Here is a 25,716-nt window from a genome sequence, read left to right as displayed (position 1 = left end):
CATCATCAAGGTGGGTGGTGTTGCCCGTAATCTCGGCAAGACCATGCAGAAGGAGGTTCGCGCGGCCTTCGATGTCGTCGAACCGGTCATCGAGACCGGCGAGGTGGATATGGCCGGCGCGACGGGCGGTGATGCCATGGTCGTAGTACCCGTCAATACGTGGACCCCTTGAGATCACCGAGCAGCACCGCGGCCAGGCCCTGTTGGTAGAACGTGCCGAGGGAGAACCCATCGACCTTCTTCCTCGCGACTCGCTGAGTCCGACCAACTCGAGGGCCTCGTCTCCGCGAGACTTCAGGATGCCGTTCACTGCGGCCATACACTTCAGAGAAGCTCTTGCTCAACGGATTTTGGACGCACCCACCAACCATCATGCGCATCGTCGTCGATTTCCCGGTGTCGTCGGGGCTGAGAAACCCTGTCACCATGCCCGGTTTGACGTGAAGGTGCGATCGTCCACCGAACCGAACTGCCTGATCATCTCCGTATTCGATCATGGGGTCACCCCCTCCCATAGCGGTCCTCGAACACATCGGTCGGAGGCCGCGGTCCCTTCATCCCTTCGGAGGAAGGCTCTTGGCGCCTGTTGCACGAAACGTCACTGTGCGCTCAGCGCTGCAGCACCCCACTGCGGCGAAGCCGTGTTCCAACTGACAATTGTCATCACCCACCGATGAGGAAATGCATTGAGAACCGTCGCTCGGTGAAGAGCTCGATTTTGACACCGCGCTCGGTGACGTCATGAGCGGCCTGCACTCGTTCACGAGTGGTCGCGCATTGGCGACGGCTTGAAGGAGGTGCAGCAGGGACGCGGTGACGAGCTGCTCGAACTCGCCTACGGCATCGGCGGCTTCGAGGTCAAGGGTGGCTCAGCTCTTCTTAGGTCGTCCGAGCCGTCTTAAACTCATCCACGCGCTGGTGCTCACCGTCAGGAGCCGACGACGTCAGCTTCGTCCCTCGTCCTGTCGGTCGGGTTACTCGTCTCTTCGCGCACGATCAGCTGGATGCGCCGGGTCACCCCATTCTGCGCCGGGTTGCAAAGCGCAGAAATCGCCTGCCCAACTAATTCTCTGGACAACTCCTCACCGGCGGGACTCCCGACAAAAGGCCGGCTCAACCAGGGGAAATCCTTGAGCCGTTGGCGCATGACCGGCCGGTATCGCTCCGCCAACTTCTCAATTGTTGCCTCGCCAGCATCCGGGGGAAGCGCACTCCATTCATCCTCGATCGGATGTCGGTCGAGAAGCATGCTCCGCAGGTCCTTCAGATTGTCCTCGCTGAGAACCCTTGAGCACACCATAATGAGTGCGCGGTCGGACACGGCAAAGTCTCGGGCAATAACGCCGAACTCAACCGGCACGTCGACCGGAACATGTTCTTGCAGAATGCTCTTCAGCTCGGACCGAATCTTCTCGAGCCGTGCGATGTTCACCTTGAACTGCTCGTCCAAGTCACTGATCGTCACCGTCAGGTCGTGACCGACTCTGCTCATTCGAGAGATGTCAGCCAAACCAACACCCAAATCTCTGAGTCGCTTTATCTGAATTAACCGCACCAGATGCGTAACCGTGTACTGCTTGTAACCGTTCGACGAGCGCTTGGGCATGTCGAGCATACCCACGTCGTGGTAGTGGCGGACAGCCTGAAGGGTCGTGCCTGCCAACTCCGCAAGCTGCCGTGTGCTCAGTCCCACCTCAGACCCCTCCTCGATTGGTCTCGTTAAAGTCCATCCGCGCACGTGCAGCGAGATGGACTCTCACTCCTGGGATCACTTCACCAGTCGTTCTACGAACAGACACAGCGATGTCCGACCTCGCCGAACTCGTGTGGTTCGCCTTGCAGGCACTGAAGAGAGAAAAATCTAAGTCGTCGACAAACAAGCGGTAAAAGTGAAGCAAACACTGTCGTGCCCCCACGCGTCTTGAATCTGATCACCACAACAAGCACCTCACACCTCAGCCCTGACCGACGACAACCGGTCAGGGCGATGTGCGAATCGCCGAAGCAGAAGACTTGGCTCACGGTCGGAGGGACGAACTCCTCCTGGAGAACTCACATCATGCGTCGCGACGATTGGTAACGAGTACTGCTGCGCCGAAGATGATGGCCGTAAATACGATGAAATAGAGCAGACTGCCGAAAGGCCCCCAGTGGAAGTCGATGTCGCTGCCCTGCCCCAGAAAGTGGTTCGCGTTCGCCCACGGGAGGAACGGCTGTAATGCACGCCCCAGTGAACCGAACAATCCGAACAGACTCTCGACCACCAACGGCCACAACAGCAACAACGCAATAGCACCTGCCGACTGACGAACCAGAGCACCAACTCCTACCGCGATGACGATCTGCAGGAAGGCCAGAATCGCGGTGCCATAGACGACGCGCCAGGATCCGTCTACGTCCAAGTTGAGCAATTCCCCTGCGTCGGCACCAGCAGTTGCGGCGGCAAGGTAGAGCGCACCGAATCCGAGGACGAAGGTGAGAACGAGGCCGAACAGTCCAACCAGCAGCGCCTTGGCTCCCAGCACCGCCCCGCGGTTCGGGGTTGCCTGAAATGTAGTACGAATGACACCGAAACGGTACTCGCTGGTGATGGTCAAAGCGGCCATGATCATGAGAACCGTGACACCGAACCCACTGACTCCGGCCAATGCATCGAAGGTAGACGGAAGAATGGGTTCGATATCCGGTGTGTTTCCGTCGGACAGCTGTCTATCGGAGGACTGCACGCTGATTCTCGACGTGATGCCGATGACGGCGGCAAGACCCAGTCCGAGGACAACTACGATCACCGAGCTCCACCTTGGCGACTTCGTCGACGTGAGCTTGATACGTTCTGCTGCTAATACACCCATCAGAGTGCGCCTCCTTCGGAATCGGCTCCTGCGCCGTGATATTGGACGTCGTCACCGGTGAGTTTCATGAATGCTTCCTCCAGCGATCCGCGCTGTGAGGACAATTCGTGCAGCACGAATCCGGCTCTTGCTGCAATTTCTCCGATGTCATCGGTGTTCGAATCGGTGACTACCAACCCGGGCTGTAGATCATCGGCCGTAGCCGGATCTCGAACGGTGAGGCCTGCCGAAGTCAGCGCGCTGCGGAGCAAGTCACGCTGGGGGCTCCGGACATATACAGATGCCTCCGAGGCATTGTCAATGAAATCCTGCACCGAGGAGTCTGTAATCAGCCGACCACGTCCGATTACCACAAGATGCTCTGCGGTCTGCGCCATTTCGGACAATAGGTGGCTCGATACGAGGACAGTGCGCCCCTCTGCCGCGAGGCGCTGCATGAACTTTCGGATCCACACGATGCCCTCGGGGTCGAGACCGTTGACCGGTTCGTCGAACAGCAACACTTTCGGGTCACCTAGCAATGCCCCGGCCAGCCCGAGACGTTGGGACATACCCAACGAGAACCCTCCGGCCTTCTTTTTGGCGACGCCGGTGAGTCCGACGAGTCGAAGCACTTCATCGACCCGCGACCTCGCGATACCGTTCGAGGCGGCCATCCATTCTAGATGAGCTCGCGCAGAACGGTTGGGGTGCACCCATTTCGCGTCCAGAAGCGCACCCACAGTCCGGAGTGGCTGCTTCAGTTCACTATAGGGCCTGCCCTCGATCAGAGCCGTACCGCTGGACGGCCGGTCCAACCCTAGAATCATGCGCATAGTGGTCGACTTGCCCGCGCCGTTCGGTCCGAGAAAACCTGTCACAAGACCCGGCTTCACCGTGAAAGTCAAGTTTTCGACCGCCTTGGTAGCGCCGTACTGTTTGGTCAATCCATTTAGTTCGATCATGAAATTAGTTGTCCACCAATCTATTTAGTTGCACGTCGAGGCTTGAATGAACGCTGTCCAGCGAAGCTGTAATGCTGCCTGCCTGTTCGTCAGCGGCCTTCTGGCTTTGCGACGCCAGTGCGGTAATGGTTGCCGCTGCTCCGGTGCTTGCGATGCGAACGCATTGCTTTCTGATGATCGGCTTGAGGTGGCCGATCTCATCGGACGCTCGGCCGCCACGTCGTGGTCGGGCACCGAGTCGTTACGCATATTGTCACGTCGATACCTATTTTCAGAGTGAAGAATGGAATACTACTTGTTCCCGGCGGTTTGCCTCGACTTCAAGTGTCATCGCTGAGAGCAGCGAAAACCAGTGCGTATCAACATGATTTGCGATGACATCTACCATCGAAGAGTCATGACTTTTGTCATGGACTGCATTCGATAGACAGCATCCCGAACGTCCACAGGACCTGATTCCTGAGCGCGGGGCGTCGACGAACCGAGCATCCGAATCCCGAGGCATCCTGTCGTCCAATGAGTCTGAGCAGCGTTGGGTCACGACGTTTGTCCGCGGTCTCGACTCGCCAGTGACCTGGTTCTACGATCACGCAACCAGCGAGCGCGAGGAGATCCTCCGGCAGTACCCTCCAGTCGAACCAACGGATCTGGCCTCTATAACGGGCGTCGACTTCAGTGCCCGGGACGGGCTGCCACTGCACGACTTCCTCACACCGCTGGTTCGCATCCCCACCAGAACCTGACGAATGTCGATTGCGCCGGATATGAGCAAAGCGCTGAACCAGCTCGCGCCGAAGCTGGAAGCGCGAACTAGCGACGACAAGGCGGACGCCGGTAGTCGGGCGTCAGCCATCTTTGTGGTTCTGCGATCAAATTCGTCCTTATGCCTTGAGTGCGAACGAGACGTACGTAAGCGGACCGCGAGCGCTGCCCGGCCTCAGAATCAACCGCACGGGCGATGGCCAGTGCCGGAACAATCAACTCATCACTTTGGGCTCAAAGAGATGAGTTGGCGCAAGATCACCGGGGATTCGAACCCGGGAACCGCTGTCAGAGTGATGACAATTCCCCTGGATGCATCCGAGTCCACCACAAGGCGGTTGGCCTGGAGTTCGGGGAGTCGAGTGACCACCGACGTCCAGCCGGATTCGCACGCGTTCAACTCAAAAAGATGACCAAAAGATGGCACTTTCGAATCCGCCCAACACCAAGAACATTCTGCACCGACCATCCTCGTTCACATGGTCACTCGACTCCACCAACAGCAAAGGAGTTACCTCCTGCCCCTCTCCAAGTACCCGACTGACGAGCCTGCAGGGCTCTCCGCCGAAACTCAGATCGGCGTCCGTGTCGGAGCATTCACCTAGTTTTCTCCGCAGACCGCCGCTCCGAGTGGTTCCGACGAACCACCTGGGCCTTCGATCGCACCTTCAGCGACTCCGACCCCGAAGCTCAACTCAGATTGAACCGTCCCGGGTTTGATGCCGCTTCGTTCTTCGTGAAGGATGAAGCACCTGTCTAACCGTTACCCGGCCGAGCAGATCTTCTCGGCCCAGTCCTCATCGCGAATCAATTGATCCGGTGCATCTCCTCGCTCCTTCGAGAGCTTGAGCGTCTTGATCCTGCGAGGTTTGAACAACCAGTGCTCGTCACGGTCTGCGCCCTCCGGGGCGCGGAACCAGCGCTTCTCCTCGTCACCGCCAGGCTCACTCTCACCCCTGATCCAAGTCGCCAGGTCGATCACGTCGAATGCTTCGGGCACGAACTCACCCTAGGCACCAGCGAATGCATGTTCCCTGAACGGCGCGCTGAACTGCCCGAAGAACCCAACGGCACCCATCTCTTTCGGCCAAAAAGATGAGTAAGTGATGAGTTACGGGTCCACAACCGTCCGTTGACTGCACGGAGATACATTCACAGTGTCCGTCTGCACAGGTCAGAGCGGTATGAGCCGCAGACTTGACTCCCAGTACAAGTCATTGGGAGTCAAGTTTCCGAATCGTCCTACCCGGCTTGAGAATCCGCAGGTCAGAGAGTTGGCCATTTTCGCGAAGTGTGCGGATGCCCAGACATACCCGGACAGCAAAAAGTGCCCCTGACCAGCGTAAACGCTGTTCAGGAGCACTCGTTGTGCGCCATCAGGGATTCGAACCCCGGACCCGCTGTACAAGAGATAACAATTCACGTGGATACACTCGCGTCCATCATCGGCCCGTTGAGCTGGGTGTTCGGCGAATCGAGTGACCATCGGCGTCCGCGTGAATCCACCCGGGTACGCCCCAAAGTGATGAGTAAACGATGACCTCCGCCGACCTGCTCCCGGTCCATATGAGTCCTGTTCGGTCCGGCATGGTCCAAACGGACCGCCGTGGCCATTCGACTTCACCAAGATTGAAAGTGATGAGCTCCCTCGAACTTCTTGGAGCTCCAGCATCGGGACGATGACACGCCGCACCGCAGAGAACTTGCCTGTGCAGTGTCCTTGCCCTGGACTGCGAACCGTCGCTACACCAGTGCCGATGACAGCCGTTCACGAAGTATCACGGCCGAAACGGTACGCCGGATCGTCGTCGACGATCTTCGCGAACATCGTTCGGAGCGGTTCCATGTTCTGCTCCGCCCGCGCAAGATGGCATGCGCGGTGCAGTTCAGCCAGCTCGATCGCATCCCACGCCAGACCACGCCCCGACTCGGACAACAACTGATCGAAGAACTCCCTCTGTGTGCGGCCGTTGCCCTCCCGAAAGGGATGGGCAAAATTGACGAAGTCGTACATCTCCGCGAGACAGCCGGGTAGGTCTGCGTTCGAGATCGAACGGAGATGCTTCGTCTCGGCGATCTGCCCAGCGATGTAGGCGACCGGCCGCCCAATGTCGCCCGGCGGCATGAAGGACTCATTTTCTTTCTCGATACCTACCGTCCGCAGCTCACCAGCCCACAGGTAGACATCCTGAAACAGATACTGATGCAACGCCTTCAAGTGATCAAGGTCGTACGTCCGCGTCACGGCACTGGGATTGTTGCGCAGTTCGGCGACCCGCACTTCGACGAGGTCGTTCTCGGCGCCGGCCAGTGTTTCCCTAGTTGTCGCTCCCACGCGGTTACGGAGCACCGAAGAGCCCGGAATAAAATACCCGGGCCAATTGAGGTCGTAGTCGCCGGTATCCCATGGGGGTACGTCGTCCATGGGAAGGCGATCCGGTTCAGGAGAGGTTGTACCGGCTGCGCACCCGATGCCCGAGCTCGGCGATGTCGATCTCGCCGCGAACATACGCATCCTGGTCCGCACGGGTCGCATCGGTGCTGCGGGCACCCTCCAAAGCACTGTTGACGCGAGCAGCGTCGATAGCCCGCGCACGATCTCCCGCTGGTCGTCGTATCGACATCCGACACCTCCTCTACTTCAACCCATACTACTGCCAACCTGGCCCACGCAGCGAGTTACCTCCTCCTCGGGTTCACCACTCTCTCACGCTGGCTGCCAGTACATTCGGCTCGTCGGCGGTGCCGTAACGGGAAATGAATTCGGTGCGCGTTACTGCTGAATCTCTACGAGCGCCGTCACTCCGGATTGCATCGTCGGCCATTGCGATCTTTCCTGAGCGCTGCAGAGCAGCTCTTCCAACCCTGGACTGATCGAACATGCGGCGTTGACCGTCAGGTCTCCTAAGATCGACCACCGGGAGGTGGTGGTGTCTTCTCGACCGGGTTCGCCTCGACAATCTTGCGGAGGGCGTCGATTTCAGCTCGGAAAGCGCGGCGACCAGCCTTGGTGACGGACACCCACGTCTTCTTCTTGCCTGCTTCCTTTCGAATGTGCACCAGTTCAGCCTCGGCAAGGACCGAAAGATGCCTCGAAAGATTTCCGGCCGTAAGCGCCAGCACATCCTTGACGAACACGAATTCGACCTCATCGGCCTCGACGAGGACAGCCAGTATTCCCAATCGATTACGTTGATGCACAATGTCATTCAGATTACTGCTCGGGTGGGTCACCGGTGAACTCGTTCGACGACAACGGCCACCAACGCCCCCACGAGAAACACCGAAGCGGTGACGGCGATATTCAGCAGCAGACTGTATCGATCGTCGATCGCGTACTGCTGTGGCACGAGGTTCTCGACGTTGTACAAATTCGACACCAGACTCGTCGCGACCGCAACAGCACCGATTGCGCTCAGCAACACCGAGCGCAGAACAAGACCCCAAACGAGAACCGCCACCGACACTGTCAGCAAGGGGATCAAACCACGAATCATCAGATTCCCAGCGAAACCGAACAACCCGTTCCGCGTAGCGAACACCGCGAGAACGAACAACACGATCCCGCTCCACAGCCACGGCTGCACACGAAACCGCACACCAGAGCGACCTCCGGCCCGATTGCAGTAATAACTGACCGCCACAACACACAGTGGCACAGCAATAAGCCAGTAGATCGTCGCGGCAGTCGGCGAAACCAAGTCGAGAAGACCACTGATGCCGAGAGGGTTGCTTGTCGAACTCTCACCCGAAAACACCGGCCGCTGCACATACAAAGGCATAGCACCCGAGATCAGCACGGCAACCATGAACAGTGGCACGGACAACCGAGGTCGAGCAGCACGGGTCTTCACGCGCAGTTCGTTCACGTCGTCGAGGACCTGATCCGGGGTTCGATCCTCCGGTTGTCGACTCATCCGTACCTCCACTGTGGTTTGCGATACAAACCTTAGTTGCGTCCAGTTTGCATTGCAAACCTCGCGCTGACCTCGATGCCCCCGACCACCCGCCGTGACCGACATCAACCGTTCGATTACAGGCTCCGCCGCGCGTCGGACCCTCGACCGAACCACCGAATGCACCGGAGTCGCTCGAACGAGGTTCTCTCTAGCGATCGAGCGAGTTCTCCATCGATGGGGCCCAGCGACGGTGTTCGGGCAGCACTATCCATGCCGTGCTGACGGTCGACCAGTCACCGACGCCCGGCCACGCACCACTCTTGCTGTGCCCGTAGTTGTCACGCGAATCGGCAGCGGGCACCTCCGACAGTCGCGGATGGGCCGTCAGCAAACCCAGCAGTGACAGATGCACGGCGTCCACACTCGATGCGATCGAAACCCAGTCCGGATACACAGTCCCCGACGCCGAGTCGACCCGTGCATGAGAATGCAGCAGGGTGACCCAGTCGGCAGCGCTGTCGACTCGAGCGACCCGAACCTGCGCGGGGTCGAAATGACGCTCGTACAGGTTTTCCGGATCGTCCGTTTCACGGCTGTGAGTCCACGTGTCCACGCCGCCGGCCAGAGGGGTCGCGGTCCACAATGCCCCGGCCGGCAGGACCTCCGACGATGCTCGCCGATTGGTCACACGAGGCTGCCGAAGCACGTCGACACATCCGTGGTGACGTTGCGGACTCGTGAACGTCTCACGAGATGGTGCGTCTAGCTCGGCAACCGTCGCTTCCGCCATCGCAACGATGCCGGGGTCGTGGGGATCGACGGACAGTGCATCGTCAAGTCCGCCGCCATAGAGATAGCCACTGATGTCCCCCTGCACAGCCCACACCAGCTCTGCCATCGACCGTGATCGCAGAAACGCCTCCGCGGAAAGTCCCGCGCCCGCGCGTTGGAAGTCGTCGACCATTCCCGAGACGAATGTCCGCCCTGGAACGGTGTCGAGCAAGCGCATTGCATCCAGATTCCCCATTCGTGCAGCCTCACACCCCAACCGCACCAGCAGCAAGACGTCTCATCTAGTTGAGTCGACGATCCCGCCGTTGATCCCCGCTACAGGAGGGCATCTCACAAGTGCGCACGCCGGGGCGGCAGCCGTCCTCGCCGCCGGCCTAGAACGACACGGCGCATGTCGTTGTCGGCCGATCGCGTGGTCGCGAACGTGTCGGCAACGAAGGAGTCGAGGCTGACCGAAGCCGTAGTAGTTCCGCGAAATCCTCGCCCCGCTACCCTGTCGCCTGGCACTGTGTTCGACATGACCGAGCACTCCGAAACGGCCGTCAGTTCCGACCACGTAGAGCTGACGATGGACCACGGCCAGTTCTATCTCCGTGGCGGTCTCGACGACGGCGAGAACGAATATCCGCTGCTCAAACAAGCTTTGGCCAGTCAGCCCGCCGCCGGCGACGGCAAAACACTGGTGATACTGAGCCCTCACCAGAACAACTTCGAGATGTCGATCGACGTCGAGTTGTTCACCGCTCGGCCGTCGAGTGATGACGACCAGTGGCAACGAGTCAGCGAAGACCGGCTCGAGATCGGTCCTGAGGGTGTCCTCCAGATCGATTCGACGACCATGGACCCAGTCGATTGCGCCATCCCGCCCGGCGACTATCTGGTTCAGGTCAGCGGGCGCGGTTTCGTGAACTACGGGTGGCCCGGTGGCACCACTCCCGGTGACGTGTGGCGAATCCGCCTGTGGCCATCGGACGGGGCCGAGGCTCGCGCCGCGATCCGCTGGGACATGCCGGGTTACGGAGTCCCGGACGACGACAAGCCCGTCGTCGATGATCCAGGTCCAGCGTCCGAACCGTCCTCTTCTGCATTCGACTCCGATGTCGACAGTTTCCGGTCGGAGCCCGAATCACCTGCCTTCATCACCCTCTTTCACGAGGACGGAACAACACAGTTGCTCAGCCGCGCCGAGTTGAAACAGCAGAGACTCGACCGTGAACGCGCGATGTGGGGTGGTGAGCCGATCCCGCAAGTGTTGTCCTACAACGGTGGACAGGACCTCACACGGTACGACCGAGAATTGGTGATGTCGATACTCGCCGCCGACGACACCACCGCGCGCAACATCGCTACCTGGTGCGCCACCGCAGCCTTCGACTTTGCCGGCCTCTCGGAGCGGCCCTGGGTGCGGCCGGCGCTCGATGCCCTCACCTCCGGGCGAGCGTTGCCGTCGCCGTTCACCGGCTACCACGAGATCGGCAGAGCATTTGCGCAACTGGGCGCGGACAGGGAAGCCGAACTGGCGGCGGCAGAGGACATCTACGATGAGACCGAGACGACGTCGGTTTCGTACTCGGGATCCTACGAACCATTGAACGAAACACTCGACAACCCGTACGACATGATGGTCGACGCCGCCTCCATGGCAATACCGAGCCTGCTCAGCGCCGCCGACGAATATCCACACAAGGCGGCCGTGGAGACGCTCGGACACGCGTCCCACACATATGCAGCAAATGTGGCTGAACTTCACACCGAACTCCGGTCTGCGTTTCCAGGCTTACAGAAATCCGCCGATTGACGCCGAGCAAGTGCAGCGACTCTTTCCGTCTTGGCCGACCGAACACGGATCAGTCGGCACTGAGAATAAGGCTGACGCCGACAAAACGTTCCAAACCCCGAGGATGGCAGCGCATGTCCAACGATGACGACCTGGTCGACAAGATTCTTCACGGGATCACCGAGGTTGGCGACTGTCTCTCGATCGCGGATGTACTGAAGCTCATGGAGACGAACTCATGGGATGCAGTTCGCTCGGATGTCAGGTCAATACTCGATTGCGTCGACAACAGCGATCTGTTGAAGCTGGGAAGGGTCAGCGACAGGTATGCCGAAATTCCGAAACCAGTTCCGGTAGAGGCTCTGCTCGATCACATTTTCCGACCGGTGGACTCCTCCGATAGATCTGGGCTGATGATGGCCCTCTTCCTCGCCGATGTTGCAGCGCCAGGCCGACCACCTGATTATCGGGCGGCCAGGTAGTTCAGCGATTTGCCCACCGACTCGCCAAATTACGGACCTACTCGTTGATCGCTGACACGTGGCCATCTTGGCCCAGACGCGATCAAAGCGATCGCAACCCCGCAGAGGATGAGTACCGCAAAGTTGTCTATCGGAATCACCGGATCACTCGATGTGTACCGCACCTGCTCGTAGAAATAGCTTTGACCGAACTGGAACGCCGCCAACGCAGCTACAACCACCGCGGCCCGCCTGTTGCGCCATCGGGATGTGAACAGCAACAACGCAATGACGACCTCAGCCACGGCCATCCCCGCGATCGCGATCCACAAAGATGTCTCGAAAATTGACAATCCCGTCCACGACAAGACCAAGATGACGCCGAGCACAGCAATGAAATATTTCTTCATCTATACCTTCCGTTTACAGCGCCCACGGGAATCCACTCTGTCCCGCTGCGCTTCATCTGGCCGTTTCTGCTCAGCAGCGCGGCGCCTCGCGCACGCGTTACATCGATCGCGCACGCGTTACATCGATCGCGAACCATCACGGCCGGAGTAAGGCGAAACGGCGAGCTACTGGCCCCAACGCTCGCATACCGACGAAGCGGGCAACAGAGTAGTAACCCCTACCTGACGTGCCCCCAATACTTGCAGATTTCGCGGCCATACCCGTCGAGTGTTCTCCGGTCGAGATTGCTGCCAACGAATCAGCATCACTTCGGACTTCAGCTCATCTGTGGATCGAACCCCCGAGACGCAGCGCGCCCAACTCGCATCAGCGATGCGGTGTCACGAGGCCGCGCTGCTGCCGGCGACTCTGCATGACACCAACCCCGTATCAAGCACGACGAACACCAGCGCCGAACCCGCGGCTGTAGCACCAGCCAACCCGAGACCGTAGGTACGTCGGACCGGACGGATGTGTCGTCAGTAGCGACCACGGTTCGTCCGTGTCGACGAGGTACCGTCCGTGTCGACGAGGTACCATCCGGTCCACTGCCGTTGTCCCGCTCGTACAGTCGACGCACCAGTAGCGACAGTAGCGACGCCGCCCACTTCCCCGACGTCTCATCCGCGCAAGCATTACCGGTGTACCCGCGTGCTGGATGCGTTATTGCCGACAACGCCACCTGAGATGTGCTGAACCGTGCGACGATCGGACTATGGTCTCCACATTTTCGGACTTCGATTGGCTCACCGCACAGTACGAGTGGGTCGAGAACGGATTGTTCGTTGCTTACGTCACCGATACCGATCCCCCGACCGTGATCGACTCGCTGTGCACCCGACTCGACGGCGAAGCAATCGGCCTGGACGGTCTCAACGAACGCTACTGCGACGAATTCTCCGTCATCGGTGCCACACAGATCGGTGAGGTGACTCTCGCGATCGCCCCGGGGACCAACGTCACCAACGACGAATTGCGCATCCTCTCGGCCGGACGCCGCGTGGTGATGCACTCCAAGAGCGTCAATGCGGACTGCCACTTCTCGGTGTGGGACGACGGCACCGAAGTGGTGTCCTTCGACCCCCTTCTGCGGACTAGTTTCACCGGAGACGGTGCGATACCCGAACAGTGGCGAATTCGCCTCCGCGACGTAGGGATAGACCCCGACGGGACCGGCCCGATGCAGGACGGTCGATTCCACGTCCTGGAAGCATCGTTCGCGTTGGCCGCGAACTACCTGTCGCACACGATCACCGACGATCAGATCTCCCACGCGACATTCTTGTGTGGCATCGGGCGCAACTGAGCAGTTGTCGGCCATCGCATGTCGGCACTCGGTTCCCGTCACGACACCGCGTTCCCGGACTGATCAGACGGACTGCCCCGACGTTCTCGAGCACTGTGCCGATCGAAGGCGCGCGCATGACCCCTCCCCTCCGCCGAGCCAGCAGACAGTCGTCATCGGTCAGCGACTGGCCACACTGAACACGCCACCAGCCAGCAGCACCAATACAGCACTGGCCCAGGCAGGCCCGCTCGAGCCCACAGCCGCGAGGGCTACACCACCGGCCACCGGCCCGATGATGGCACCGGTATTGAGAGCGACGGTGGCGAATGCACCGGACATCGTCGGAGCGCCCTGGGCGGTGGCGACAATGGTTCCGCGAGTCGAATTATCGTCGATGACGCGTACGCGGCCCGCGACCTGGGGAAACATCGCCCAATTCACTCATCACTTTGCCCTCGAAGTGATGAGTAGACCTGACTCCCCAAGGCAAAAAGATGACCCCCTGACCTGCATTTCTGCTGGTCAGGGGGTCATTCTTGTGCGCCATCAGGGATTCGAACCCCGGACCCGCTGTAAAAGAGGTAACAATTCCGGTGGACCCACCAGAGTCCACCACACGCCAGCTGACCAGGTTGTTCGGCGAATCGAGAGACCATCAGTGTGCGGGTGAATCCACCCGAGTTCGACTCAAAGTGATGAGTAAAAGATGACCACTTTCGACTGTCTCCGGGTCCATCGACGTCCCCCCTCGTCCTTCCACCGTCCATACGGGCCGACATGGTCATTCGACTCCGCCATGATTCAAAGTGATGAGCTCCCCGTTGCGCTTGGAACCCCGGCGTCGAGACGAAGATACGCTGCGGACACCGCGTATAGAGGAATATGCCGGTGCAGCGGCCTACGCCGTGCTTTGCGATGCCTAGGTTTCGGTGCCAATGCCAGTGACCGCCGTTCACGAGAAATTGCGGGCGGAAAGGTATGCCGGATTGTCGTCGACGATCCTCGCGAACAGGCTATTGCCATACAGCGCGCAACTAGCTGACGCCACCGCGCGACGCAATCGCCCAGGTCGCCACTTTAGATCGCGGTGGTCCGACTATCGGGGACCTGCCAGTAGCATCCACCAATCCCAGGGCGGGGTCAGTTCCAGTAGACTCCACACCTTATTTCAGGTAAAACTGGCTGCTAAAGCCCCGGGAGGCAGAATGTTGGCTAGCATGGCAGATACACTGTTGAGGGTCATATTGGGAACAGCCATCTTGACTACCATCTATTCAGCTCTTCGAAGTAATTGGCCTACCAGCTACTTCTCCGCGTCGGATTTAATGACCGACTGGTTCTCTGTAAATCTACATCGATATCTTCTATTCCGGTTTATCCCCGTCTTTCTTGTTTCCCTGTGCGCCTGCAGTGGCCTGGAGAACCAATTCACTGAACGCGTGACTGTCGGTAGCGCAATCGCAATAATTCACATTTCACAGACATCGCTTCGGGCCGCAATTGCTAGCCGGGCAGATCGAATACAGAACCGTAGCGCCGCCATCATCGCGCAGAGTTTAATCGTATTTGGCGTATTATTGACCACCGCTGCAGCCGTACTATACCAGCCACTTGTCTCAGATATCTTGCCCGACTGGTCAGATTACTTCCAAGCATTAATTACAGCGGTATTCGTAACCTGCTTCGGGTTCGCTGCCATTACGATCACCAGGAGGCAAGAACAGGGCCCGGGCGAATCTGTCGAAGTACTGGAAAAGGACTTTGTCAGTACAATCATCAGATGGTCGCATCATTACAAAGTTGATTCGGACGTCGCCCTAGCTATCTTCGCGACTGAAAATTCCCAGCGGCCGAAGTGGGTACGGCGGGCAGAGAAAATGCTTGGTCGATTTGGATTAGTCCGGACCTTTGGAATTGGTCAGACCTCGCCCACTCCGCCAACTTCAATGGATGAAGACGTACAAAACACCCTTGCACCGCTCGCAGGCAGCAATTTTTTGGGAATCGACCAGTACGGGCGTCGAACGTGGGCGGAAGTCTATTTTGAGCGCCACAACCAAAGTCAGACATTCGTCGACTTCGCCGCTCAACGTTGGCAAGAATATGATAGCCGCACAACGAAGACCGAATGGATTGGTTCGACTGGCAACCCGATTCTGCGGAGTTCCTATCAGCTTCGAAGAGTTGCGCAGACATTCATCGCGTCTGGAACTGCAACAGAAGATGTAAAACTCCTGATCGTGACGGCTCCAGATGGCTCGTCCCAAGTTGTCCAGCTTCCGCCGATTTCCAACAGAGCAGATGGGTTACGGGAATGGAACGTCTCATCCCCGCTGATGTCGGGCGGATTACGCATCGAAGCTGCTCTGGTCACACCCAATATCGACGCGACACCAGACGCGCGGACGGTTAGCCTTTATGGTTAAGGCTGGTGGCAGGTCCCCGATAGTCGGACCACCGCGTTCTAGAGCCACGGTGTGATTGATGTCAGTCGATCTCGCAGCCCACGGGTTGGTGCGTGTGGGTGCATTGGGCAGCATACTCAGCCGGGGTGAGGTAGCCCAGCGATGAGTGGCGATGTCGATTATTGTGGTCGTCCTTGAAGTCGCCGATCACGACCCTCGCTTCGAGCAGGCTGGTCCAGTAATTGCGGTTGAGGCATTCCTTCCGTAGTCGATTATTGAAGGACTCGATGTGTCCGTTGTTCCACGGTATGCCCGGCGGGATGTAGGCGATACCGATCCTGTCCCGGCAGAACTGTTGCAGCACATAGGAAATGAACTCTGGCCCGTTGTCCATTCGAAGCACTTGAGGCGGCCCTCCCCACAGCGCGAACGCCTTGCCCAACTCCTCGGTCAGCCGCTGGGCGGTGATCGAGCGCTCCACGATGTTGAGCACCGACAGTCTGGTGTGTTCGTCGATCATCGACGCAATCTTGATGGCCTTCCCATCGACAGTGGAATCGAACTGGAAATCCATAGCCCACACCACTTTCGGTGCATCGGATTCGATCTGCGGGCACGAACTGATGCCGGCGCGTTTGCGGGGATGGTAGATCCGAACCTGCAGACCCTCTTCCTTCCAGAGTCGGTGGACCTTCTTCTTGTTCACCGTCATGCCCTTGTCGTGCCTCAGATGCGCCCAGGCGCGTCGAAACCCGTGCACTGGGTGTGTGCCTGCGTATTTGCGGAGTTCGGCTCTGAGTGCGGCGTCGGGGTCGGCTGGTGTCTGCGCGACCGGTGTTCGTGCATAGGTGGAACGGGCAAGCCCAACTGCTTTGCACGCCAATCGTTTCGACATGTTCATCGTCGAAACGAGCATGTCGACAGCGCGAGGCTTGGCAGCTGGGCTCAAAATTTTCCCCGCGCCACCTCCCGAAGAGCGTCCTTCTCCAGCTCAGCGTCGGCAAGCAGTCGCTTGAGCTTGCCGTTCTGCTCCCGCAGCTCCTTGAGCTCCTTCGCGGCGTCGGTGTCCATGCCGCCGTACTGGCGGCGCCAGTTGTACAACGTCGCCGCCGACACCTCGAGCTCTGCCGCGATCTCCTCCTGCGTCTTGCCTGCAGCGGTGAGTTCATCGGAGCGCCGCAGTTTGCGCACGATGTCCTCGGCAGAATTCCGTTTCCGTCCAGCCATGTTCTCCATAGTCCTAATGGGACTCGATCGGCGAGTCTTCGTCACCGCGCAGTCCTGTCGGAGAATGCTGATCACTGAGCCGCTGGTGGGTGAGCACTTCATCGTCCGGGAGTGAACGTCGACTCCTGAGGATAGATCGTGCACCCACCAGTCGGTGAGGGTTCCACAGAACGCTGATGGGGTGTCGTGCCGCACTGAGCACTGATCCATTAGGTCGCAGTCCGGATCCCTCGAAGGCTCACCGAGCAATGACCGAACGCGTGCGAGGAGAGGAATGCAACATGATTTTCGTAGGAGACGACTGGGCCGAAGACCACCACGATATCCACGTAATGAACACCGACGGTAAACGCCTGGCCACGCGCCGACTACCTGAAGGGTTGGCAGGTATCGCGGCATTCCACGACGTCGTGGCCACGCACGCCCCCACGCCAGCCGATGTCGTCATCGGGATAGAAACCGACCGAGGGTTGTGGGTATCTGCGCTGCTCGCAGCCGGATACACGATCTACGCCATCAACCCGCTCGCCGCCGCACGCTATCGTGACCGGCACCATGTATCCGGAGCGAAATCCGATGCCGGAGACGCGAAACTGCTAGCAGACCTAGTTCGCACCGACCGCCACAATCATCGCACCGTCGCCGGCGACACCGCGGATGCCGAGGCGGTCAAAGTGCTGGCCCGTGGTCACCAGAATCTGATCTGGTCCCGCAATCGCCAGACCAACGCATTGCGCTCGGCGTTGCTCGAGTATTACCCGAGTGCCCTGGTTGCATTCGAATGCCTTCATGACCGCGACGCAGTCGCAGTGCTCGCGCGCGCCGCTTCACCCGCCGAAGCCGAACATCTCAGCACCTCGTCTATACGCTCGATACTGAAAAAGCTGGGCGACAGCGCAATATAGATTCAAGAGCCCAGCAAATTCGTGTATCGCTACGTAAAGACCAACTTGCTTCGCCACCGCCCGTCGAAGCAGCGTTCGCCGCAACTACCCGTTCGGCGGTCGCGTTGATAGCGGAGTTGAACCGACAAATAGCTGACCTCGAAGCAGTACTCTCAACACATTCTAGGACACACCCGGACGCCGACATCTACCTCTCCCTGCCAGGACTCGGTGTCATCCTCGGCGCCCGGGTGCTCGGTAAATTCGGAGACGATGCCAACCGATACACCACGGCCAAGTCTCGCAAAAACTACGCCGGCACGTCACCCCTGACCGTCGCATCCGGCAAGAAACGCGCCGTTCTCGCTCGTCACGTTCGGAATCGACGCCTCTACGACGCGATTGACCAATGGGCATTCTGTGCCCTCAGCCAGAGCCCAGGCGCTCGCGCTTACTACGATAGATATCGTGCTGCGGGCAACCTCCACCACCAAGCGCTACGGGCACTCGGCAACAGGCTCGTCGGCATCCTCCACGGTTGCCTACGACATCACAGCAACTATGACGAGCACACCGCCTGGGGACACCGAGACGCCCAACAACTCAGTGCCGCTTGACAAGTTAGAGCCCTGGGGTGTCTATCCGCCCAGCTCATGGGCAACAAGACTCTAAAACAGGGTGGCCCCGTTCACCGGGGACACGCCAGCTTGGTATGTGCCTATCCAACCAAAATGCGCGCTGCGCAGTTGCGGAGTGTGAACGTCGACATGCATCCCAGACGCGCCGCGACACGTGATTTGTCCAGGTAGACCCCATCGTCCGAGGAGCAGGTGAAGACGCTCCGACACCAATTTCATTGCAATGTCTCAGGAGCTCCTACGGCCGACAATGTAGGCGGGGCCGTCGTCACTGATCCTCGCGAACGTCGTGAGCAGCGGTTCAGTGTTTTGGTCGGCCCGCAAGATGACATGCAAGTTTTTTCGTTCAGCTCGATCTCATCCCACGGCAGTCCCCGGGCCCAACTCGGACAACAGCTGATTAATGAACTCACGGTGTTCGTCTCGTTGTGTGCAACTTCGGATCGTCGCTCATTCGACCACTTGCCGAACACGGACAACATGCCAGGTCGATCCATGCTGTTCGGTGCTCTCCGTAATGCAATCGACCTGGTCAACGATAGTTCTTATACCGAAACTGGCAGTCCTTGCACCAGGCAAGGGTCGAGCTACAGGAGCGCGTAAATCTTAGGAGAACGCGATGGGAATACGTCGTAAAGCTCTAAGCCTCAGCTCATTCGGAATTTTCCCGTATCGGTCCAATGGAGACAAACTGGCCAAAATTGGTAAACAGGAGCAGCGCAAGTCAAAGACTGACGCTAAGAATGACCGCAACCTGCAGGAACGGATCCTCGCAGAGCAGCGCCGAGCCAACGACCTGAAGGAGGCCGAGTTGGGCGCACGATACGCACAGAACACCATAGAAGATTCATCGAGCAACAGCTGGCCCGGCCTCGATGACGGGCAGCGTCGGGCCGAGAGCGGCGGTTGGTGGGGCTACAGTAACCCGGCCAATAAGAATCGCCGCTGATAAGCGACCACCAGGAAGCTGACGTGCCGTCCCCGGCCTGAGCCGACGTGCACCTCAGAGCGACAACTCGAACTGAATGCAGAGTTGACACTTTCGTTCTGACTCCTCGCCGGTCAACCCAATTTTCGATACCACTCAAGGTAGCGAATAGAGTCCAGACTAACCCACCGGCAGGAACGACCGCTCCTGTCGGTCGCACGCAGCACGCGGATCGCGCCCGCTAGTTCGAGAAGCGGCGTGCACATCGACATGGCGCTTCGTGCGGGCGTGGTTTGCTGACTGCGATGCGGTCGGTCGGAAACCAAGCAGGTTTGGTCTTCTGAAACTGGTCATCCCCGTTTGGTGGCATCGGCCACCTATACCAGCGACCCGCTGAGCGACGTCGATCAGCATGGTGGGAGTTCCGCCGTCGAATCGTTTGGTCCGCCCCCGTCGCACCACCGCTCCATCTGATTCAGCGCCACGTGCTGCGCTCGGTAAGGGTCGCCGTTTCCGCTGGCCAAAGCTGAACCGTGGTCGAAGCTCGGCCCCAAGCAGACCGCGCCGGTCGTCGGGTTCTGCAGTACTCCCCAATTGTGGACGTGCCGGTCGGTGTTGGCGATGAGCACGTCGAGGACCAGGTATCCGGCGAATACATCGCATGCAGGCCAGGCTTCGTGGGGCGTGTCGACGGGCCCATGGAGGCCGTCGAGAGCGCAATGGATCGCAGTGAGGGTATGCCCCTCGCATGACGCCGCGTCGAAGTTGTCATCGAGCTCCGCCAGCAGAGCCGCGCCTGGGTTCCACGACCACCGGAGTGGACGCATGTCGCGGCTCATGGATCCGTGGCCCTGCTCCACAGTCCCCAGCCGTAAGACCGTCGCCAACTCGGTTTCAGCGGCCGGCACGTCGAGAAGACGTGCGAGCTCGTAGGAGATCTTTTCGGCCCAATCTTCGCCGCGGATCAACTGGTCCTGCGCGTCCCCTCGCTGACGCCGCTCTTCTGACAGCACGAGAGGCTTGATCCTGCGTGGCTTGAACAGCCAGGTGACCCTCGCGGCCGGCACCCTCCGCGGCGCGAAACCACCGCTTCTCCTCATCGCCACCGGGCTCACTCTCACCCCGAGTCCAGTCTGCGAGATCGACAACATCGTAAGCCGCAAGCACGAACCCACCCTATGTGCCAACCCCCTTGGGCTGGGTGAGGGCGAGCACACCGGCCGCGCGATCAAGCGATGCGAACAATCAGCCAAGCGGACTCGCGAGACTACCGACTGTCCCAATTCAACTCGGGCCAGAGAGCCGAATCATCGCTGCGGCATAGGGCTTTTCAGGGCAAAGTGATGAGTAAGTGATGACCTACGGTCCTGGGCGCTATTCGTACGATGCCTTGACCGTCTGCGGCTCTGCTGAAAGAGCAGGTCAGGCCGCTGCGTTACACGACCCGCATCTCTCGAATCCCGGACACACGGTTCCGCGAGTCGAATCATCGTCGATGACGCGTACGAGGATCGCGACCTGGGAAACATCGCCGAATTCACTCATCACTTTGCCCTCAAAGTGATGAGTAGACCTGACTCCCCGAGGCAAAAAGATGACCCCGTTACCAGCGTTTCCGCTGGTAAGGGGGTCATTCTTGTGCGCCATCAGGGATTCGAACCCCGGACCCGCTGATTAAGAGTCAGCTGCTCTAACCAACTGAGCTAATGGCGCCGATCAGCACCACCGTCGTTCTCTGTGGTGCCGGGGAAAACTTTAACAGGATCGCTGACCGGATGTGAAATCGTCTGGTCAGAGGCGCTTTTTAGCTGAAAATCTTGCGGATGACGAGCACTGCGACTACTGCGCCGACTCCGATGAGGGTGTATTTCACCGGCGGTTCGTTGAGCTTGGCGATCACGGTCTGCTTTGTGCTTTCGACGATGCGCTTGGGGCTCGCGCGGACGCTCAGCTCGTCGAGTGTGCTGGCGAGCTGATTGCGAGCGGCCTCGATCTCGCGTTCGATCCGGTCGGTGTCCTTGGCCACGTGTCCTCCAACTTGTCGCAAAATCTTTCGTCTGTCGTTGTCGAGCGTAGAGCACTGTCGTTTTTGGATACTCTTCTCCGGTGACCGACAACAAGAAGCTCGAGCCCGGCGACACTGCACCGGCCTTCACTTTGCCCGATGCAGACGGAAACGACGTCTCTCTGTCCGATTACGCGGGCAAGAAGGTCGTCGTCTACTTCTACCCCGCTGCCAGCACGCCGGGCTGCACCAAGCAGGCGTGCGATTTCCGCGACAGTCTGGCCGAACTCAACGGCGCAGGCCTCGAGGTCATCGGCATCTCCCCCGACAAGCCGGCGAAGCTCGCTAAGTTCCGCGACGCCGAGGGCTTGAACTTCCCGTTGCTCTCCGATCCGGAGAAGTCGACGCTTCTGGCGTGGGGCGCTTTCGGCGAGAAGAAGATGTACGGCAAGACGGTGCAGGGTGTCATTCGTTCGACGTTCCTCGTCGACGAGGCAGGCAAGATCGAGGTAGCGCAGTACAACGTCCGGGCGACCGGACATGTTGCGAAGCTCCGCCGAGACCTATCGGTCTGACCGTCCGAGCTTCTGTAGAAACAGAGCTTCGGCGACGGCGATGTTCTCGATTTCCCGTGGGTCGACGCTTTCGTTGGGTGCATGGATGCGGCACAGCGGTTCTTCGACGCCCATGAGCACGATCTCCGCCTTCGGGAACGTCTGTGCGAGAACGTTGCACAGCGGGATCGAGCCGCCTTGCCCTGCCGAGGACACGTCCGTGCCGAATGCTTCCTTCATCGCCTCGCCCAGAGCTGCGTAGCCGGGGCCGTCGGTTCGCGCTCGGAACGGCGATCCGATCGCCTCGCGCTCGATACTCACGCGCGCGCTCCACGGCACGTGCGCCCGTAGATGGGCCTCGAGCGCATCCTGAGCAGTCTGTGGGTCGATACCGGGCGGCACCCTCAGATTGAGGCGTGCGGACGCCGTCGGCGAGATTGCGGCCGCCGAACCGACGACGGGCGGGCAGTCGATTCCCAGGACCGTGAGGGCCGGGCGCGCCCACACGGCGTCGGCAACCGAGGCCGAGCCCGCAAGGTCCACCCCGTCCAGTACCCCTGCGTCAGCGCGGAACCGATCGGCTGGATAGTCGATGCCGTCCCACACCTGGCTCGTGTCCAATCCGTCCACGACGGTATTTCCGTGCTCGTCTCGCAGTGTGGACAGCAACTGGATCAGTGCAGCGAGGGCGTCGGGGGCTGGACCGCCGTACATTCCGGAGTGGACTTCACCGTTCAAAGTGTCCACTCGGACAACGATATTGGCGATTCCGCGTAGTGTCGTCGTCACGGTCGGCCGACCCACGGCAGCATTGCCGGTGTCGGCGATGATGATGACGTCGGATTCGAAGAGTTCGGGCCTCGCCTGCACGAGTGCTTCGAGTCCACCGGTGCCCATTTCCTCCGAACCTTCGGAAACCACGGTGACTCCGACGGCGAGGTCGTCACCGAGTGCGCGCAGCGCCAGCAGATGCATGACGACGTTGCCCTTGCAGTCCGCTGCGCCGCGGCCGAACCAGCGGCCTCGAGACTCGGTGAGTTCGAACGGCTCGCTGTCCCACAGTGATCGGTCCCCCGGCGGTTGGACGTCGTAGTGCGAATACAGCAGCACTGTCGGCGCACCTGCAGGCGCAGGCCGGTGCCCCACGACAGCCAGCGAATCGTCGTCGGTCTCGATCAGCTCCACCGAGTCCATTCCGGCGTCCAGGAATGCGCTGCGAACCCAGTTCGCCGCGGCTACACACTCTTCACGCGGAAACTGACGTTCGTCGTGAACCGATCGGAAAGCCACCAACTCTCGTAGTTCGCGCTGAGCCCGCGGCATGTCTGCGGAAATCGCCGATCGAACATTCGACATCGTCACTCCTGACACTCTTACCGACCGTTTCCACCCTTGACGATCATTGTGTCATCGTGCAGGGAGGTCGGGCAGAGGGTCAGTTTTCGTGGATCTCCTGTTCGACCCACTGTGCAGTGTGCTGCCAATGTCGGTCCCAAGCCTCTTGTTCGAGCTGTTCCTGGGATTTCCCTGGCTCGGGAATGATGACCGGGACGGCGAACTCCGGAGGAGCCACCTCACTTCCCGGCACTACAGCGGCTGCCGGGGGGATCGACTGGGCCGGTATCGGGGTGAAGGTTTCGCGTGGCTTCGCGACACCGGTTGTTGGATCGACCGTCCAATTCTCGACTACGGGCGCAGGCAAGAACACCGGTTCCGGCGTCCACGGAGCGAGAGGTGCGGGTGGTGGTGGCGCTGGCTCCGGCGTCAGGGCCGGGGGCCGCGCCGCTGTGCTTTCGCTCGTACCCAAGTCGGTATCGATTGCCGTCGACCTCGGTTTCGCCATCTCCGTGGGAGTTTGGCTCTTCGGCGAATCCGCAGGCAACGTGGATGCCAGCGCAACTCCACCGGACAGGATTCCCACCAGCAGAGCTCCGGCGAGCACGAGCTTTTTGCGGGGCATGGAACGGCGCACCTGCGGCTGGTGCACCTCCGCGGCCACGACGGGAGGCGGTGACGTCACCAACGCTGGAGCGGCAGGTGCTACCGCCGACACCGTTTCGGATTCGTCTTCGGCGTCCGTCACCGAGTCGACAGCATCGTCGGCGGCACTGTCGTCGTCCAGGTCCATCGCCACCTCTGGAACCACGTCCCTCACCGCGAGCAGTCCTGCACCACTGGCGGCGATCAGACTGGCGTCGCCGACTCGAATTACCGGCACACCGAGCCCGAGGGAAAGGATGTCGACCACATCTCTGTTGCCCGAGAGGTCTCCGAACAACGCGACAGAGTCGGCCTCGGTACCGGCCTCGTCGAGAACTTCCCATGCCAGGGCCACCGTGCCGCCGATACGCTCAGGGGTCGGCGAATCGAATGCCACCGCCTTGGCGGGCGACAGGGTTTCTTTCGCCACGTCGGCGAGCGAGATCGATACCCCCGACGGGCCCATGTAATAGAGAAGAACTCGCTCGGCGGAAGTGAACTCGGGCGATCGCGCCAGCCACCCCAGCAACGCAGAGGATGCGGAGATCATCGACACCGAATCGACGTCCGCCTCCGCGATCGCCGACTCGAACAGGGCACGCTCTTCATCCGAGCAATACACCACTCCGATACCGTCCACCGCTGTGTCAGCGGCAGCAGCAAGCTCACGCATGCTCTCTACGGCAGCGGTCAGCGATGCTGCGACGCTATCGTCCAGCGCGGTCACCTGGCTTGCCGCTACCGAATCTTCCACCCCATCGAAAAGGACGGAGTGCAGGGCACCCGACTCGATGGAAAGACCAATAGTGGCCACGTAAATACTCCTGTGCCTAAGGGTGAGGCTCCCGACATGAGCATCTCCGAGACGAAATCGGCGATGTCACCCTCCACGACGATGAAACTGATACTCGAACCATACCTAAAGATGGTTTTATTGACCAGAAAGCAACTCGAGATCTGCCGAAGTTACTGTATCGAGCGGCACGGTGAGATGGAGTGAGCTTTCACTGGCCCTGGGCCGCCACTCGGTGTCTGTAACTCCGCGTAGTGGAGTAGATGGCGCTTCGGCCGCTAGCCTGGAGGAGTGGAGTCCTCTGCTAGCGCCCAGGCTGCGAGACGAATAGACGCAGCGCTCGAATCGACGGTAGAGACACAGGAGCTGATGCCGCGGCGGCGTCCTACCCAAGAACGCAGCCAACGCAAGTTCGACGCATTGCTTGCCGCATCACGCGACGTGCTGAGCGACGCCGGATTCGAATCGTTCACCTGTGAGGAAGTTGCCGCTCGCGCTGAGCTCCCGATCGGCACCTTATACCAGTTCTTCGCCAATAAGTACGTGATCGTGTGCGAGCTCAACCGGCAGGACGTCGTCGGTGTTCAGCAAGAACTGGCCGACTTCAACGGCGAGGTGCCGTCGCTGGATTGGCTTCGATTCCTCAACAAATTCGTCGACCACATGGCCAATATGTGGATGTCGGATCCGTCGCGGCGCGAGGTGTGGCTCGCCATGCAGTCCACTCCGTCCACGCGCGCCACCGGCGTCATCCACGAACGCGAATTCGCCGACCAGGTCGCCCGCATGCTCGGCCCCCTCACTCCCCGGACACCGAGAGTGCGACGCAACCTGATGGCCCAGGTCCTCGTCCACATCGTGTACTCGATGCTGAACTTCTCCGTTCAGGACGGACAGAGCCACGAGGATGCCGTCGCCGAACTCAAACGCATCATGACCGCGTACCTTCTCGGCGCCGAAAGGGACAGCAGGCGTTCGGGCGCCTCCGCCGAGTAGATCTGCGCTCGACTCCGCCAGGCTACAGCCGGAAACACGAACGCCGGCCCACTCGTAGCGAGCGGACCGGCGTCGTGTGTC

Annotated in this window: 24 protein-coding genes, 1 tRNA gene and 1 pseudogene; 9 read left to right on the top strand and 17 right to left on the bottom strand. The window is 59.9% G+C overall.

What is annotated here, in order from left to right:
• Positions 1-10 precede the first annotated feature (10 nt).
• On the top strand, positions 11-172 hold the full coding sequence (locus ABIB36_RS13050; RefSeq protein WP_354561680.1) for a hypothetical protein: 162 nt from the start codon (positions 11-13) through the stop codon (positions 170-172).
• Positions 173-928: 756 nt separating this feature from the next.
• Here ABIB36_RS13050 and ABIB36_RS13040 read toward each other — a convergent pair.
• From ABIB36_RS13040 to ABIB36_RS13000, 9 genes are all read right to left on the bottom strand, one after another.
• The gene (locus ABIB36_RS13040; RefSeq protein ID WP_354561678.1) at positions 929-1,693 is read right to left on the bottom strand and encodes a MerR family transcriptional regulator; all 765 of its coding nucleotides are present in this window, start codon (positions 1,691-1,693) and stop codon (positions 929-931) included.
• Between the two features lie 364 nt (positions 1,694-2,057).
• Complete coding sequence (locus tag ABIB36_RS13035) at positions 2,058-2,852, bottom strand: ABC transporter permease (RefSeq protein WP_354561675.1); 795 nt, start codon at positions 2,850-2,852, stop codon at positions 2,058-2,060.
• Positions 2,852-3,796 (bottom strand): ABC transporter ATP-binding protein, encoded by a 945-nt coding sequence (locus ABIB36_RS13030; RefSeq protein WP_354561673.1) that lies wholly within the window; start codon positions 3,794-3,796, stop codon positions 2,852-2,854. The genes ABIB36_RS13035 and ABIB36_RS13030 overlap by 1 nt, the downstream gene beginning before the upstream one ends.
• Positions 3,797-5,321: 1,525 nt before the next feature.
• Positions 5,322-5,558, bottom strand: a complete 237-nt coding sequence (locus tag ABIB36_RS13025) for a hypothetical protein (RefSeq protein ID WP_354561671.1) — start codon at positions 5,556-5,558, stop codon at positions 5,322-5,324.
• 768 nt (positions 5,559-6,326) lie between these two features.
• Positions 6,327-6,983 (bottom strand): Fic/DOC family protein, encoded by a 657-nt coding sequence (locus ABIB36_RS13020; protein ID WP_168708378.1) that lies wholly within the window; start codon positions 6,981-6,983, stop codon positions 6,327-6,329.
• Between the two features lie 16 nt (positions 6,984-6,999).
• Positions 7,000-7,182: an antitoxin VbhA family protein gene (locus ABIB36_RS13015; RefSeq protein WP_136171768.1), complete on the bottom strand. Its 183-nt coding sequence runs from the start codon at positions 7,180-7,182 to the stop codon at positions 7,000-7,002.
• Positions 7,183-7,462: 280 nt separating this feature from the next.
• Entirely contained in the window at positions 7,463-7,741 is a 279-nt protein-coding gene (locus tag ABIB36_RS13010; RefSeq protein ID WP_354561668.1) for a transcriptional regulator, read from the bottom strand.
• Positions 7,742-7,788: 47 nt separating this feature from the next.
• Positions 7,789-8,475: a hypothetical protein gene (locus tag ABIB36_RS13005; RefSeq protein WP_354561666.1), complete on the bottom strand. Its 687-nt coding sequence runs from the start codon at positions 8,473-8,475 to the stop codon at positions 7,789-7,791.
• Between the two features lie 190 nt (positions 8,476-8,665).
• On the bottom strand, positions 8,666-9,484 hold the full coding sequence (locus ABIB36_RS13000) for a hypothetical protein (protein ID WP_354561664.1): 819 nt from the start codon (positions 9,482-9,484) through the stop codon (positions 8,666-8,668).
• A 282-nt stretch (positions 9,485-9,766) separates the two neighbouring features.
• Between ABIB36_RS13000 and ABIB36_RS12995 the strand changes: the two genes are divergently transcribed.
• Positions 9,767-11,047 carry a hypothetical protein gene (locus ABIB36_RS12995; RefSeq protein ID WP_354561661.1) on the top strand — a complete coding sequence of 427 codons (1,281 nt, stop codon included), beginning with the start codon at positions 9,767-9,769 and terminating at the stop codon, positions 11,045-11,047.
• Positions 11,048-11,160: 113 nt separating this feature from the next.
• Positions 11,161-11,508, top strand: coding sequence for a hypothetical protein (locus tag ABIB36_RS12990; protein WP_354561659.1), 348 nt, complete (start codon positions 11,161-11,163; stop codon positions 11,506-11,508).
• 29 nt (positions 11,509-11,537) lie between these two features.
• Here ABIB36_RS12990 and ABIB36_RS12985 read toward each other — a convergent pair whose 3' ends face one another.
• The gene (locus ABIB36_RS12985) at positions 11,538-11,897 is read right to left on the bottom strand and encodes a hypothetical protein (protein WP_354561657.1); all 360 of its coding nucleotides are present in this window, start codon (positions 11,895-11,897) and stop codon (positions 11,538-11,540) included.
• A 755-nt stretch (positions 11,898-12,652) separates the two neighbouring features.
• On the opposite strand from ABIB36_RS12985, the gene ABIB36_RS12980 reads away from it, so the two are divergent.
• The gene (locus ABIB36_RS12980; protein ID WP_354561655.1) at positions 12,653-13,243 is read left to right on the top strand and encodes a DUF6461 domain-containing protein; all 591 of its coding nucleotides are present in this window, start codon (positions 12,653-12,655) and stop codon (positions 13,241-13,243) included.
• Between the two features lie 159 nt (positions 13,244-13,402).
• Here ABIB36_RS12980 and ABIB36_RS12975 read toward each other — a convergent pair whose 3' ends face one another.
• Positions 13,403-13,654, bottom strand: coding sequence for a hypothetical protein (locus tag ABIB36_RS12975; RefSeq protein ID WP_354561653.1), 252 nt, complete (start codon positions 13,652-13,654; stop codon positions 13,403-13,405).
• A gap of 788 nt (positions 13,655-14,442) precedes the next feature.
• On the opposite strand from ABIB36_RS12975, the gene ABIB36_RS12970 reads away from it, so the two are divergent.
• Positions 14,443-15,651, top strand: a complete 1,209-nt coding sequence (locus ABIB36_RS12970) for a hypothetical protein (RefSeq protein ID WP_354561651.1) — start codon at positions 14,443-14,445, stop codon at positions 15,649-15,651.
• 61 nt (positions 15,652-15,712) lie between these two features.
• On the opposite strand, the gene ABIB36_RS12965 is transcribed toward ABIB36_RS12970, so the two are convergent.
• Positions 15,713-16,857 (bottom strand): IS3 family transposase gene (locus ABIB36_RS12965; protein ID WP_502944929.1). Its coding sequence is split into 2 segments (ribosomal slippage): positions 15,713-16,581 and positions 16,581-16,857, totalling 1,146 coding nucleotides; the frame shifts between segments, so codons are not numbered across the junction.
• A gap of 281 nt (positions 16,858-17,138) precedes the next feature.
• On the opposite strand from ABIB36_RS12965, the pseudogene ABIB36_RS12960 reads away from it, so the two are divergent.
• Both ABIB36_RS12960 and ABIB36_RS12955 read left to right on the top strand, forming a co-directional pair.
• A pseudogene (locus ABIB36_RS12960) lies at positions 17,139-18,358 on the top strand (IS110 family RNA-guided transposase).
• A 640-nt stretch (positions 18,359-18,998) separates the two neighbouring features.
• A complete protein-coding gene (locus tag ABIB36_RS12955; RefSeq protein ID WP_354561647.1) occupies positions 18,999-19,328 on the top strand; it encodes a hypothetical protein in 330 nt (109 codons plus the stop codon).
• A gap of 386 nt (positions 19,329-19,714) precedes the next feature.
• Here the strand turns inward: ABIB36_RS12955 and ABIB36_RS12950 are convergent, their stop codons facing one another.
• The 3 genes from ABIB36_RS12950 to ABIB36_RS12940 form a co-directional block, all read right to left on the bottom strand.
• The gene (locus ABIB36_RS12950; protein ID WP_354561645.1) at positions 19,715-20,320 is read right to left on the bottom strand and encodes a HipA domain-containing protein; all 606 of its coding nucleotides are present in this window, start codon (positions 20,318-20,320) and stop codon (positions 19,715-19,717) included.
• Positions 20,321-20,946: 626 nt separating this feature from the next.
• A tRNA-Lys gene (locus ABIB36_RS12945) sits at positions 20,947-21,020 on the bottom strand.
• Between the two features lie 91 nt (positions 21,021-21,111).
• Positions 21,112-21,333 (bottom strand): DUF3618 domain-containing protein, encoded by a 222-nt coding sequence (locus tag ABIB36_RS12940; protein WP_084345065.1) that lies wholly within the window; start codon positions 21,331-21,333, stop codon positions 21,112-21,114.
• Between the two features lie 80 nt (positions 21,334-21,413).
• Here ABIB36_RS12940 and bcp point away from each other — a divergent pair, with 80 nt between their 5' ends.
• Positions 21,414-21,887, top strand: a complete 474-nt coding sequence (bcp, locus tag ABIB36_RS12935; RefSeq protein WP_084345066.1) for a thioredoxin-dependent thiol peroxidase — start codon at positions 21,414-21,416, stop codon at positions 21,885-21,887.
• Here bcp and ABIB36_RS12930 read toward each other — a convergent pair.
• Together ABIB36_RS12930 and ABIB36_RS12925 are read right to left on the bottom strand one after the other, a co-directional pair.
• Entirely contained in the window at positions 21,876-23,222 is a 1,347-nt protein-coding gene (locus ABIB36_RS12930) for a dipeptidase (protein WP_354561642.1), read from the bottom strand. The two genes, bcp and ABIB36_RS12930, sit on opposite strands and share 12 nt — an antisense overlap.
• Before the next feature lie 79 nt (positions 23,223-23,301).
• The gene (locus ABIB36_RS12925; protein ID WP_354561639.1) at positions 23,302-24,660 is read right to left on the bottom strand and encodes a hypothetical protein; all 1,359 of its coding nucleotides are present in this window, start codon (positions 24,658-24,660) and stop codon (positions 23,302-23,304) included.
• A 270-nt stretch (positions 24,661-24,930) separates the two neighbouring features.
• On the opposite strand from ABIB36_RS12925, the gene ABIB36_RS12920 reads away from it, so the two are divergent.
• Positions 24,931-25,635, top strand: coding sequence for a TetR/AcrR family transcriptional regulator (locus ABIB36_RS12920; protein ID WP_168708373.1), 705 nt, complete (start codon positions 24,931-24,933; stop codon positions 25,633-25,635).
• Positions 25,636-25,716 lie beyond the last annotated feature (81 nt).

The organism is Rhodococcus sp. UYP9, assembly GCF_040547235.1.
Taxonomy (GTDB): domain Bacteria; phylum Actinomycetota; class Actinomycetes; order Mycobacteriales; family Mycobacteriaceae; genus Rhodococcoides.
Note: the sequence above shows the minus strand (reverse complement) of the source record. Positions and strands in the feature narration are given on the sequence as shown.

Coding starts and splice junctions, on each gene's coding strand:
- ABIB36_RS13035 (WP_354561675.1), bottom strand. CDS start 2,852: ATGGGTGTATTAGCAGCAGAACGTATCAAGCTCACGTCGACGAAGTCG.
- ABIB36_RS13030 (WP_354561673.1), bottom strand. CDS start 3,796: ATGATCGAACTAAATGGATTGACCAAACAGTACGGCGCTACCAAGGCG.
- ABIB36_RS13020 (WP_168708378.1), bottom strand. CDS start 6,983: ATGGACGACGTACCCCCATGGGATACCGGCGACTACGACCTCAATTGG.
- ABIB36_RS13015 (WP_136171768.1), bottom strand. CDS start 7,182: ATGTCGATACGACGACCAGCGGGAGATCGTGCGCGGGCTATCGACGCT.
- ABIB36_RS13005 (WP_354561666.1), bottom strand. CDS start 8,475: ATGAGTCGACAACCGGAGGATCGAACCCCGGATCAGGTCCTCGACGAC.
- ABIB36_RS13000 (WP_354561664.1), bottom strand. CDS start 9,484: ATGGGGAATCTGGATGCAATGCGCTTGCTCGACACCGTTCCAGGGCGG.
- ABIB36_RS12995 (WP_354561661.1), top strand. CDS start 9,767: ATGACCGAGCACTCCGAAACGGCCGTCAGTTCCGACCACGTAGAGCTG.
- ABIB36_RS12990 (WP_354561659.1), top strand. CDS start 11,161: ATGTCCAACGATGACGACCTGGTCGACAAGATTCTTCACGGGATCACC.
- ABIB36_RS12985 (WP_354561657.1), bottom strand. CDS start 11,897: ATGAAGAAATATTTCATTGCTGTGCTCGGCGTCATCTTGGTCTTGTCG.
- ABIB36_RS12980 (WP_354561655.1), top strand. CDS start 12,653: ATGGTCTCCACATTTTCGGACTTCGATTGGCTCACCGCACAGTACGAG.
- ABIB36_RS12975 (WP_354561653.1), bottom strand. CDS start 13,654: ATGTTTCCCCAGGTCGCGGGCCGCGTACGCGTCATCGACGATAATTCG.
- ABIB36_RS12970 (WP_354561651.1), top strand. CDS start 14,443: ATGGCAGATACACTGTTGAGGGTCATATTGGGAACAGCCATCTTGACT.
- ABIB36_RS12955 (WP_354561647.1), top strand. CDS start 18,999: ATGGGAATACGTCGTAAAGCTCTAAGCCTCAGCTCATTCGGAATTTTC.
- ABIB36_RS12930 (WP_354561642.1), bottom strand. CDS start 23,222: ATGTCGAATGTTCGATCGGCGATTTCCGCAGACATGCCGCGGGCTCAG.